General features: G+C 71.2%; 6 protein-coding genes. 5 read left to right on the top strand and 1 reads right to left on the bottom strand.

Annotated features, from left to right (window positions below):
• Positions 1–71: 71 nt before the first annotated feature.
• Positions 72–5,957 carry a pullulanase-type alpha-1,6-glucosidase gene (gene pulA, locus ACTOQ3_RS28515; RefSeq protein WP_440086482.1) on the bottom strand — a complete coding sequence of 1,962 codons (5,886 nt, stop codon included), beginning with the start codon at positions 5,955–5,957 and terminating at the stop codon, positions 72–74.
• A 365-nt stretch (positions 5,958–6,322) separates the two neighbouring features.
• Between pulA and ACTOQ3_RS28510 the strand changes: the two genes are divergently transcribed.
• Genes ACTOQ3_RS28510 through ACTOQ3_RS28490 form a run of 5 tightly spaced genes read left to right on the top strand, consistent with a single transcriptional unit; the run spans position 6,323 to position 12,252 of the window.
• Positions 6,323–7,615, top strand: coding sequence for an extracellular solute-binding protein (locus ACTOQ3_RS28510; RefSeq protein ID WP_440086481.1), 1,293 nt, complete (start codon positions 6,323–6,325; stop codon positions 7,613–7,615).
• Positions 7,616–7,639: 24 nt separating this feature from the next.
• Entirely contained in the window at positions 7,640–8,629 is a 990-nt protein-coding gene (locus tag ACTOQ3_RS28505) for a carbohydrate ABC transporter permease (RefSeq protein WP_440086480.1), read from the top strand.
• Positions 8,626–9,519 carry a sugar ABC transporter permease gene (locus ACTOQ3_RS28500; protein ID WP_440086479.1) on the top strand — a complete coding sequence of 298 codons (894 nt, stop codon included), beginning with the start codon at positions 8,626–8,628 and terminating at the stop codon, positions 9,517–9,519. Before ACTOQ3_RS28505 ends, ACTOQ3_RS28500 begins: the two co-directional genes overlap by 4 nt.
• A gap of 50 nt (positions 9,520–9,569) precedes the next feature.
• Positions 9,570–11,186, top strand: a complete 1,617-nt coding sequence (locus tag ACTOQ3_RS28495) for a glycoside hydrolase family 13 protein (RefSeq protein ID WP_440086478.1) — start codon at positions 9,570–9,572, stop codon at positions 11,184–11,186.
• On the top strand, positions 11,176–12,252 hold the full coding sequence (locus ACTOQ3_RS28490) for a LacI family DNA-binding transcriptional regulator (RefSeq protein WP_440086477.1): 1,077 nt from the start codon (positions 11,176–11,178) through the stop codon (positions 12,250–12,252). Before ACTOQ3_RS28495 ends, ACTOQ3_RS28490 begins: the two co-directional genes overlap by 11 nt.
• Positions 12,253–12,483 lie beyond the last annotated feature (231 nt).

Genomic DNA, 12,483 nt, shown 5'->3' with positions numbered 1-12,483 from the left:
ATGGACGGGTTCCCTGGCCGGGCCGGGTGCTGCAACACCTGGCCCGGCCGCCTTTCCGGGGTGTACGGGGGTCAGGGCCGGACGAAGACGGCGACCGTGCGGGCCGGCACCGTCAGCGTGCCCGTGGCGGGGTCGAACGTCGACCGCTTCACGACGGCGTCGTCGCCGGCCGCCTGGACGGGGTGGAGCGTCACCCGGGCGCCCTTCAGCGCGGCGACGGTCTGCGGCCGCGCCTCGGGGGTCGCGTTGAAGACGACGGTGACCGACTTCCAGCGCGGGTCGATCCCCGTGGCGTCCAGGTGCATGGTCACGACACCCGGGGTCTCCGAGGTGCCGCCGGCCGGGAAGGTGAGGCGCTCCTGCACCTCGGCCAGGGTGGCGAGGCCGAAGACCGGCGAGGAGGAGCGGATCCTCAGCAGCTCCCCGTACCGGGCGCGGGCCGCGCCGATCGCCGCGCAGTCCGGCTTCAGCGCCGGGTCGGCGAGCAGCGGCCTGGCGTACTGCCACTTGTCCTCGTTGTCGGGCTTCGGGGGGAGCCCGGCGCCGAAGCCGTTGCCCGCCGAGCAGTCCCACAGCAGCCGGTTGAACCAGTCGCCCGAGTCGTAGGAGTTGCGGTCGAGCGACTTGGAACGCAGCCGCTCGCTGCCCGCGTGCATGAACGAGGTGCCCTGTCCGAGGACGGCCGTGGCCAGCGAGAGCGACTGCATGCGCACCCGGTCGGCCATCGCGGTCGCCGGGGGCAGCTTGTACGCCAGCGCGTCGAACAGCGTCTCGTTGTCGTGGGCGTCGACGTAGGTGACGACCTCGTCCGGCGCGGCGGTGTACCCGGCGGGGGAGCCGTTGTAGCTCACCTGCGAGCCCTTGACCCGCTCGCCGCTGGAGGCGGTGAAGGTGTAGTCGCGGAGGTTGCCGGCGAGCCCGACCTTGATCAGGTCGTGGTAGTTCAGCAGCCGGGCCCGCCGCTGTCCCTCGTCGCCGTTGGCCGGTGAGCCGTTGGGCGCTCCGGCGAGCCCCGAGCCGAAGCCCTGCACGCGGGGGTCGGCGTCGAACGGGCCGCCGCCGCGCACCGCGTCGCGCAGCCGGTCGCTGAAGGTGCCGATCCCGGTGCCCGCCATGTTGGCCTGGGTGGCCTGCTCGAAGCGGGCGCCGTCGGCCACCTCGCCGAAGTTCCAGCCCTCCCCGTACAGGATGATCGACTTGCCGTCGACGCCGTCGCGGGCGACGGTCAGGGCGTCCAGGGCCTCGCGGACCGCGACCATGTTCGCCTTCGGGTGGTGGCCCATCAGGTCGAACCTGAAGCCGTCCACCTTGTACTCGCGGGCCCAGGTGACGATGGAGTCGACGACGAGTCTGCCCATCATGGCGTGCTCGGGCGCGGTGTTGGCGCAACAGGTGGAGGTGGCCACCGTGCCGTCGTCGAGCAGGCGGTGGTAGTAGCCGGGCACGAGGCGGTCGAGCACCGAGGCGGGGTCCTGGCCCGCGGCGTGGGTGTGGTTGTAGACCACGTCCATCACCACCCGCAGCCCGGCCCTGTTCAGCCCGCCGACCATGCCGCGGAACTCCCTGATCCGCGACGACCCGTCGGGGTCGGCGGCGTAGGAGCCCTCGGGCACGGTGTAGTGCAGCGGGTCGTAGCCCCAGTTGAAGGAGTCCTTGGCCGCGGTCCTCGCGACGCAGGCCTGCTGCTCCTCGGAGTCGGGGGGCATCGAGGCGAGGTCGCAGGCGGGTTCGGTCCGGTCGGCCCTGCGCTCGGGGACGGTCGCCATGTCGAAGACGGGCAGCAGGTGCACGTGGGTCAGCCCGTCCTCGGCCAGCCCGCGCAGCTCCCTCATCCCCGCCGAGTCGCCGGTGAACGCGGCGTACGTGCCGCGCTCGGCGGCCGGGACGGTCGTGTCGGAGGCGGAGAAGTCGCGCACGTGCAGCTCGTAGATGGACGCCTTCCGCTGGGGCACGGCCTTCGGCTTGGCCAGCGACGACCAGCCGTCGGGCCGCAGCGCCCGGTCGGACAGGTCGGCGAGCTGGCTGCGGCCCGAGCCCGCCGACAGCGACAGGCTGTACGGGTCGGTCACCTCGTTGACCACGACCTTCCCCTCGCCGGGCACGTAGACCGTGACCAGGAAGGTGTAGTAGCGGTCCTTCCAGTCCCGCCGCCCCCGCAGCGACCAGACGCCGGTGTCGTCGTCGCGGCGCATGGGGTGGACGGTGCGCCTCCCGCCGGAGGAGTCGCGGTAGAGCGCCAGCTCGACCTTGCCCGCGGTCGGCGCCCAGACCGACAGCCTGGGCGTGCCGCCGCTCCAGGAGGGGCCGAGCTCGGCGGTCGCCGCCTCGGGGTACAGGTCGTCGAGCAGGCCGGGCAGCTGCACGCCGGTGGCGGCCAGCAGCGCGCCGGAGGCGTCGCGCTCGACGGCCACGACCTGGCCGCGGACGGCCTCGCGCACCAGGTCGGCGTCGCGCGGGTCGACGGTGAACGCGGCGTGCCCGGCCAGGTGCGGCCACTTCGCCTTCTGCGCCTCGGTCAGCGCGCCGGGTATGAGCCGGATGATCCTGAGGTCGCCGGTCAGGTCGCCCTTGTCGTAGGTGACGCCGCCCTCGGCGGAGAAGGCCAGGGAGTAGCGGTTCGTGGTGGAGGGGCCGACCTTCCAGGCGACGGTGGCGCGGTCGATCCAGTGCGCCGACGACTTCGACAGGTCGGCGTCGGCCCCGCGCGCCGAGGGCTGGGGCAGCAGGTGGCCCTCGGTGGCCGCGACCCGCCACACCTCGTGGCCGGTCGCGGTCAGGTCCAGCGACTGGTCGTCCGGCAGGTCCTTGGTGTCGCCCTTGTGGATGATGTAGTTCACGGTCTTGGCCCCCTCGGTCAGGGGGACGCGGAAGTGAACGCCGAACCCGTCCTCGCCCGCGGGCGGCAGCGGCGCGGCCCACTCGGTGGGATTCGCCACGTCACCCCACAGATGAAGTCCCCAGCCGTCGTAATTCCCGTCCGGCCGGTGGTAATGCAGGATTGCGACGTTCTCGGCCGCCGCCCGGGTCGGGTGGGCCTTCGCCACGCCCGAGGCGACGTACGCGTCGGATTGCAGAGCGGGGGTGAACGACTGGTCGGGTCCGGGGTCCTTGGTGTCGCCCTTGTGCACGATGAAGTTCGCCGGAAGGGAGGCGTCCTTCAGCGGCACCTTCCAGAACGCGCCGTAGGAGTCGACGCCGTCCGGCGGGCGCGGCGCGGCCCAGTCGGTGGGCACCCCGTCGGCGAGCCCGTCGCCCCACAGGTGCAGCCCCCAGCCGTCGTAGTCCTTGTCCGGGCGGCCGTAGTGGACGGTCGCGTACCCCTGGGCCGCCGCGCGGGACAGGTGGGTCTCCGGTCTCCCCTTCGCCAGCCAGACCTCGCCGTTCCTGGCGGGGTTCACGATCCGGTCGCCGCCGTCCTTCTCCTCGCCCCTGTGGGCGATGATCCCGACGCTGGTGGCGCCCGGCTTGAGCTTGATCCAGGCGAAGCGGCCGTAGGAGTCCTCGCCGGTCAGCGGGAGCGGGGCCGCCCACTCGGTCGGGTTCTCCACGTCGCCCCAGACGTGCAGGCCCCAGCCGTCGTAGTCGGCGGCGTCCTCCCGCTGGTAGTGCACGACCAGCCAGTCGCGCCTGACCGCGCCGGGCTCCTCGGGGGCGGGCTCGGCGCCGACGGTCGCCTGCGCGACCGCCGAGGCGAACCGGCCCGCGGAGTCCTTCACCACGGCCTTGTACGAGATCCTCGTGCCCGCCGCGACGCCGCGCAGGTCGTGGAAGACCCGGAAGGCGCGGCCGGAGGGGGTGGCGTTGGGGGCGTCGTCGGTGCCGATCGCCCGCCAGGCGCCGTCGCCGGTCTTGGCGGCGAAGGTGACCTGGTCGAAGCCGGTGCCCGGCACGGTCGCGACGACCGGGATCCGGCCGTCCTCGGCGGTGCCCCTGATCTCGGTCCCGGGCAGGGCGATCGAGACGGCCGGAGCCGCGGCCGGGGCCTCGAGCCTGGCGGGCGCCTTGTAGACCACCGCCGACAGGGCGGGGACGGTGAGCGCCAGCTTCGTGTCCGTGCCGGTGGTGAGCGTGGCGGCGCCCTCGCCGTACACCCGGGTGAAGGCCGCGCCCGCCGAGAAGGTGGGCACGCTCGCGGTCGCCGGCTGCTCGGCGTTGTTGACCGCGACCAGGTACTCGACCTGCCGCGCGGCGTCGATCCTGGAGAAGGCGTAGACGCCGCCGGAGACCAGCCGCTCGATCTGGGCGCCGTCGGCCAGCGCCGGGTGGGCGTCGCGCAGCGCGGCGAGGGCGGAGATGCCCCGGTAGAGCGGGTGGGAGGGGACGAAGTTGTCCTGGGCGTGGGTGGAGCCGGTGCCGATCAGGTCGTCGCTCAGGTAGCTCTCGGTCCTGGAGGCGAACATGGACGCGCGGGCGTCCTGGTCGCCGCCCTTGCCGGTGAAGCCCTGCTCGTCGCCGTAGTAGACGACCGGCTGGCCCCGGGTGAGGTACATCAGCTCGTGGGCGAGCAGGTCCCTGCGCAGCAGCTCGGAGTCGGGGGCGCCGGGGTTGTCCTGGGCGACGAAGCGGCCGATGCGGCCCATGTCGTGGTTGCCGAGGAAGGTCGGCAGCGACGACGCGTTGCCGTCGGCGTCGATGTGGTAGTCGTCGCCCGCGTACAGCCGGGCCAGCCGGGACGCGTCCGCCGTGCCGCCGCCGAAGGAGCGGGCGGCCTCCTGAAACGGGAAGTCCAGGGTGGCGTCCATGGCGCCCCGGGTGGAGTAGCGGCTGGTGAAGGCGGGCTCGCCGGAGTAGACCTCGCCGAACATGAAGAACCGCTTGTTGCCCTGCTGGGCCGCGTAGCCGCGCAGCGCCGGGGAGAACCTCTCCCAGAACTCCATGTCGACGTGCTTGGCGGTGTCGATGCGGAAGCCGTCGAGGCCGGTGTCGCGCACCCACGTCCGGTAGATGTCGATCATGCCCTTGACGACCTCGGGGCGCTCGGTCCACAGGTCGTCGAGGCCGAAGAAGTCGCCGTACTCGTCGTTCTCGCCGCCGCTGAAGGTGGAGTCGCCCCGGTTGTGGTACATCGTCGGGTCGTTCAGCCAGGACGGGGTCTTGGCGTTCCTCGGCGCGACCGGCGTGTACGGGAACGAGCCGGTGTCCACCTTCGGGAAGGTGTCCTCGCCCGCGTGGTCGCGGTCGTCGAACGGCACGCCGCCGGTGTCGACGTAGGGGTAGGCGCCCTTGGAGCGGTAGGAGTAGGTCTTCTCCGCGTAGTCGACCACGTCGGCCGTGTGGTTGGTGATGATGTCGAAGAAGACCTTCATCCCGCGCCGGTGGGCCTCGCGCACCAGCTCCCTCATCTGGGCGTTGGTCCCCAGGTGCGGGTCGATCCTGGTGAAGTCGGTGATCCAGTAGCCGTGGTACCCGGCCGAGACGTTCGCGCCGGTGCCCTGCACGGGACGGTTCACGAAGGCCGGGGTGATCCAGATCGCGGTGCTGCCCAGGTTCTTGACGTAGTCGAGCTTGCCGAGCAGGCCCTTGAGGTCGCCGCCCTGGTAGAAGCCCTTGTGGGTGGGGTCGAAGCCGGTGGCGAGCCGGTCGCCGGACAGGCCGCCCCGGTCGTTGCCGGTGTCGCCGTTGGCGAACCGGTCGGTCATCGCGAAGTAGAAGCGCTCGCGGCTCAGGTCGGCGCGGAGCGCGTCGCGCGCGAGGTCCCGGTCGGAGGGCTCGGCGGTGCGGCTGAGCGCGGACACCACGGGACCGGACGACACCACGGCGCCGGACGCGGAGGGCTTCGTGGAGGCCGGTACGGAGCTCGTGGAGGCCGGGACCGGTGCTGAGAGGGGCGCGGGGGAGGAGGACGCGGCGGCGGGGAGCGGGGTGGCGGCGAGAGGGGTGGCGATCAGGGTCGCCGCGAGCGCGACCCCCGTCAGGAAGGTCGTTCTCGCGCGCCGTGGGGGGAGCGGCCAGACCACGGGGGCCTCCACGGGAGTTGTTTCGAGGGTATTGCCCGGAAGTTACTCATTGGGAATGGTCTGTGCAATCCCTTGCGGCAATTTTCTGAATCCCGGCAATTCACGGTCGTCCGGAAGGGGACCCAATCGGTTGCCCAAAACGTACAAACAGTGATTTTTCATCACTAAGAGGGCGATATAGCTGCTCGCAGGTCGAGGGGAAGGGTGGTGAGACTCCTCGGCTTTGGGGGGCTTTGTAACGACTTTGCAGACTCTTGCAGAAACTTCTTCCAATGAGGTTCACGTCGGCGTAACGTCCGGCGTACTCCAGACCCGGCCGGACGGCTCTTCGGTCCCGGCCGCCCCCTGAACACGAGGAGAAGAACATGCGGCGAGCCTTCTCGGCCGCGACGATTGTCGCGGCCCTCGCCCTGGCGGTCTCCGCCTGTGGTGGCGGTGACGCCGGTACGGCGGCCCCCACCCAGCCCGCGGCGACGGACCCGTCGAAGATCACCGGTGAGATCACCTGGTGGGACACCGTCAGGCCCGACAGCGAGGGCCCGACCTTCCAGGCGCTCATCAAGGACTTCCAGGCGAAGTACCCGGGCATCAAGGTCAAGTACGTCAACGTCCCCTCCGACCAGGCGCAGAACCAGTTCCAGACCGCGTCGCAGGCGGGCGCGGGGGCGCCGGACGTGATCCGTTCCGAGGTCGCCTGGACCTCCCAGTTCGCCTCGCTCGGCTACCTCCAGCCGCTGGAGGGCACGCGCGCCGTGGAGAACGAGTCGGACTTCCTGCCGGGGCCGCTGAGCAGCACCAAGTACAACGGCAAGACGTACGCCGTCCCGCAGGTCACCGACACCCTCGCGCTCATCTACAACAAGCGGCTGCTCAAGGAGGCCGGGCACGAGAAGGCCCCCACCACGGTCGAGGAGCTCAAGCAGACCGCGCTCGACGTCAAGGAGAAGACCGGCGCCAGCGGCCTCGCGCTCAACGTCGACTCCTACTTCCTGCTGCCCTTCATGTACGGCGAGGGCGGCGACCTCCTCGACGTGCAGAACAAGAAGATCACCGTCAACTCCCCGGCGAACGTGAAGGCCATGGCCACCGTCGCCGACCTGATCACCTCCGGCGCCGCGCCCAAGCCCGCCATCCAGGACAGCTACGCCAACGCGATGACCGCCCTCAAGGACGGCAAGGCCGCGATGATCTACAACGGCCCGTGGGCGCTGTCGGAGATCTACCAGGGCAAGGAGTTCAAGGACAAGGAGAACCTGGGCATCGCGCCCGTCCCGGCGGGCTCGGTCAAGGCCGGCGCCCCCACCGGCGGCTGGAACCTGGCCATCTACGCCGGTTCCAAGAACCTGGACGCCTCCTACGAGTTCGTCCGCTTCATGAGCACCCCCGAGTCCCAGGCCAAGGTCGCCAAGGAGATCAGCCTCCTGCCGACCCGCGTCTCCGCGTACGACAACCCCGACGTGCAGGCCAACAAGGACGTCTCCGTCTTCAAGCCCATCATGGAGACCGCGACCGCGCGGCCGTGGATCCCCGAGGGCGGCCAGCTCTTCCAGCCGCTCCTCGAGGGCTACCAGTCGCTCGTCGGCGGCACGGCGACCCCCGAGGACATGCTCAAGAAGGTCGACGGCCAGTACCGGGGCATCTTCAAGGACTGGAGCTGACCCGTGGCGCTCTCGACTGGGCGTGTGAACAGCACGGCCAGGGGCCGGGCCGCGGGTGCCGACGGCGCCCGCGGCCGGGGCCGCCCGCCGGGCGGCCCGTTCCGGCGGGCGCTGGGCAGGCACTGGTACGCCTGGGCCATGGTCGCCCCGGTGATCCTGGTCACCGGCCTGCTGGTCGGCTGGCCGCTGGCCAGGGGCGTCTACCTGTCGCTGACCGACGCCACCGAGGCCAACATCGGCCGGACGATCGGCGTCAACGTCATCCCCTCGACCTACGAGTTCACCTGGTTCGACAACTACGTCGCGATCCTGACCAGCGGACTGTTCTGGGAGAAGCTGACCTGGACGGTCGTGTGGACCGTCGCCTGCGTGGCGTTCCACTACGGCCTGGGCCTCGGCCTGGCCATGCTGCTCAACCGCAAGGTCAGGTTCCGCTCGGCCTACCGGCTGCTGCTCATCCTGCCGTGGGCGATCCCCGGCTTCGTCTCGGCGTTCATCTGGCGCTACCTCTACAACAGCGACTTCGGCGTGATCAACGCGATGCTGCGGGCCGCCGGCCTGGGCGCGGTCGGCTGGCTCGACGACCCGACCACGGCGAAGATCGCGGTCATCGCGGTCAACGTCTGGATGGGCGTGCCGTTCATGATGGTCGCCGTGCTGGGCGGGCTCCAGTCGATCCCCGGTGAGCTGTACGAGGCGGCCGAGGTCGACGGCGCCACGCCGTGGCAGCGCTTCCGCTTCATTACGATTCCCGGCTTGCGTACCGTGTCGAGCACGGTTGTCCTGCTGGGCACGATCTGGACGTTCAACATGTTCCCGGTGATCTATCTGATCAGCGGGGGAGGACCGGGCAGCTCCACCGAGATCCTGGTCACCTACGCCTTCCGCGAGGCCTTCACCGGCGTCCGCAACTACTCCAACTCCGCGGCATGGGGAGTGATCATTCTCCTGCTCCTCGTCGTGCTGGCCGTGGTCTACCGGCGCTCGCTGCGCAAGCAAGGGGAGGTCTGGTGAGCACCGCCACCACCACCGCGGCCACCACGGCCAGGGCCGGGACCGGGCGCGCCCGGGGGCGCGGGGAACGCGCCGTGGGGAAGTCGATCCTGCTGCACGCGACCCTGCTCGCCGCGGTCGTCACCTCGCTGTTCCCGATCGTCTGGCTGGTCCTGACCTCGCTCAAACCGCGCGACGGCTGGCTCTCCAGCGAGCTGGAGATCTTCAACCAGCCCTCGCTGGACAACTACGTCCGGGTGCTGACCGAGACGCGGTTCCCGACCTGGCTGCTCAACTCGGTGATCGTCGCCGGGCTGACCACGGTCATCGGCGTCTTCCTGGCCTCCACGACCGGGTACGCCATCAGCCGCTTCCGCTTCCCCGGCTACCGCGGGGTGATGTGGATGCTGCTCGTCACCCAGATGTTCCCGGTGGCGATCCTGATCGTCCCCCTCTACAACCTGATGGCGGGCCTCGGGCTGCTCAACCAGATCCCCGGGCTGGTCATCGCCTACATGACGGTGGCGGTGCCGTTCTGCGCGTGGATGATGAAGAGCTACTTCGACTCCATCCCGCGCGAGATCGACCAGGCGGGACTGGTCGACGGCCTGACGCCGTTCGGCGCGTTCTGGCGGGTCGTCCTGCCGCTGGCCAGGCCGAGCCTGGCGGTCACCGCGTTCTACTCGTTCATGACCGCCTGGGGCGAGGTGGCCTACGCCACCGTGTTCATGTCGCAGGAGGAGAAGCGCACGCTCGGCATCGGGCTTCAGCAGTTCGTCGGCCAGCACTGGTCGGACTGGGGCCTGCTCACCGCCGCGGCGGTGCTGATCGCGGTTCCGGCGGCGGTCGTCTTCCTGCTCGTTCAGCGGCATCTGGTCACCGGGCTCACCGCCGGTGCCACGAAGTCGTAACACCACCGTGCTAGAACGTCCTGATATGTCATCTGATCGGGGGATTTAATATGACCGAGCTTGTCCGGGCGGACCGGGGTGCCGGGACCGCCACCCGATGGTGGCGCGACGCGGTGATCTACCAGGTCTACGTGCGCAGCTTCGCCGACGGCAACGGCGACGGCGTGGGCGACCTGCTCGGCGTGCGCGGCAGGCTCCCGTACCTCGCGGACCTCGGGGTCGACGCGGTCTGGCTCACCCCGTTCTTCACCTCGCCGATGGCCGACTTCGGCTACGACGTGGCCGACTACCGGGACGTGGACCCGATCTTCGGGTCGCTGGCCGACGCCGGGGCGCTGATCGACGAGGCGCACCGGCACGGCCTGCGGGTCATCGTGGACGTGGTGCCCAACCACACCTCCGACCGGCACGCCTGGTTCCTGGAGGCTCTGGCGGCGCCCCCCGGAGACCCCGCGCGGGAGCGCTACATCTTCCGCCGGGGCCGCGGAGCCGAGGGGGAGCTGCCGCCCAACGACTGGGAGTCGGTCTTCGGCGGGCCCGCGTGGACCCGGCTGCCCGACGGCGAGTGGTACCTGCACCTGTTCGCCCCCCAGCAGCCCGACCTGAACTGGGAGAACCCCGAGGTCCACGCGGAGTTCGAGTCGATCCTGCGGTTCTGGCTCGACATGGGGGTGGACGGCTTCCGCGTCGACGTCGCCCACGGCATGGTCAAGGCGGACGGCCTGCCCGACGTCGGCCACGCCGACCAGGTCGGGATGATCGGCACCGAGGTGGTGCCGTTCTTCGACCAGGACGGCGTGCACGAGATCCACCGCGCCTGGCGCAAGCTGCTCGACTCCTATCCCGGGGAGCGGATCGGCGTCGCCGAGGCGTGGGCGCCCTCCTCGCAGCGGCTGGCCAACTACATCCGCCCCGACGAGATGCACCAGGCGTTCAACTTCCACTTCCTCGTCGCCCCCTGGGAGGCCGCCACGTTCCGCGCGGTCATCCAGGAGTCGCTGACGACGGCCGGGACGGTCGGCGCACCCTCCACCTGGGTGCTGTCCAACCACGACGTCAAGCGCCATCTCACCCGGTACGGCGGCGGCGAGGTCGGCCTGCGCCGCTCCCGCGCCGCCGCCCTGCTGACGCTCTCCCTGCCCGGCTCGGCCTACATCTACCAGGGGGAGGAGCTGGGGCTGCCCGAGGTCCTCGACCTGCCGGAGGAGTTCCAGCGCGACCCGCAGCGCCTGCGCAACCCCGACCACGGCCGCGACGGCTGCCGGGTGCCCCTCCCGTGGGCCGACGGCGAGCCGCACTTCGGCTTCAGCCTGCCCGGCGCCGAGGAGACCTGGCTGCCCATGCCGCCCTCCTGGGGGCCGCTCAGCGTCGCGTCCCAGCTCGGCGACCCGGTCTCCACGCTGAACCTCTACCGGGAGGCGCTGCGGATCAGGCGCGAGCGCCGCTCCTTCGACGACGCCCCGCTGACCTGGCTCGACTCCCCGCAGGGCACCCTGGCCTTCGCCAGGGGCGACGGGTTCGCCTGCACGGTCAACCTCACCGGCGAGCCCGTGGAGCTGCCCGCCCCCGGGCGGATCCTGCTGGCCAGCGCGGAGACGGCCGTCGCGGGCGGCACGGTGCGGCTCGCCCCCGACTCCGCCGTCTGGTGGGAACCCGATGCCGCATAGCACCGGGCAGCTCGGTGCCGGTGCCGGCGGCACCGGCACCGGCACCGGCACCGCCAGGCTGACCGACATCGCCGCCCAGGCCGGGGTGAGCGAGGCCACGGTCAGCCGGGTGCTCAACGGCAAGCCGGGCGTGTCGCGGTCGACCCGGCAGGCGGTGCTGACGGCGCTGGACCTGATGGGCTACGAGCGCCCGCAGCGGCTGCGCCAGCGCAGCAACGGGCTGGTCGGCCTGGTCACCCCGGAGCTGGACAACCCGATCTTCCCGGCCTTCGCCCAGGCCTTCGAGAAGACGCTGACCCAGCACGGCTACACCCCGGTGCTCTGCACCCAGCTGCCCGGCGGGGCGGTCGAGGACGAGTTCACCGAGATCCTCGTGGAGCGCGGGGTGAGCGGCATCATCTTCGTCTCCGGGCTGCACGCGGACATCACCGCGCGCTCGGACCGCTACACCCAGCTGATCGGGCAGGGCGTGCCGATCGTCCTGCTCAACGGGCACGCCGCCGACGTGCCCGCCCCGTTCATCTCCCCGGACGACCGGGCCGCGGCGCGGCTGGCCGTGCAGCACCTGGCCGACCTCGGGCACGAGCGCATCGGCCTGGCCGTCGGCCCCGGCCGGTTCGTGCCGGTGATCAGGAAGATCGAGGGCTACCGGCAGGCCATGTCCCAGCTGCTCGGCGTCACGGACGTCGACGGGCTGATCTCGCACTCGCTGTTCTCGGTGGAGGGCGGCCAGGTCGCGGCGGCGCAACTGCTGGAGCGCGGCTGCACGGGCATCGTGTGCGCCTCGGATCTGATGGCGCTGGGCGCGATCCGGGCCTGCCGTGACCGGGGACTGTCGGTGCCGGGGGAGGTGTCGGTGGTGGGGTTCGACGACTCGCCGCTGATCGCGTTCACCGACCCGCCGCTGACCACCGTGCGCCAGCCCGTGCAGCCGATGGTCACCGCCGCCGTGCACACCCTCCTGGAGGCCGTCGCCGGGGCGCCCGGCCAGCACTCCGAGCTCATCTTCCAGCCGGAACTCATCGTGCGGGGCTCGACGGGCTCCGGCCCCAAGATCGTTCGCTGAACGTCCCCGCCCGTGTACGTTTCACGGCGATCCGTTTCCGCCACCGTCGCGGGCTTCCCCGGTGTGCCCGTCGATCTCTATACTCCGAGATCCTCACACCGAGAGGACCGCCGCAGCCGCCGGTCCCCCGGAACACCGCGAAGACCGTAGCCGCCGGTCCTCCCGGGCAGTGCGAAGGCCGTCAGAGCCGCCGGCCCCCTCGAACATCGCGAAGGCCGTCAGAGCCGCCGG

This window comes from Streptosporangium sp. LJ11, assembly GCF_051918945.1.
Classification (GTDB): domain Bacteria; phylum Actinomycetota; class Actinomycetes; order Streptosporangiales; family Streptosporangiaceae; genus Streptosporangium.
The sequence above is the reverse complement of the archived record's forward strand: the minus strand, read 5'-3'. Positions and strand labels throughout refer to the sequence as shown.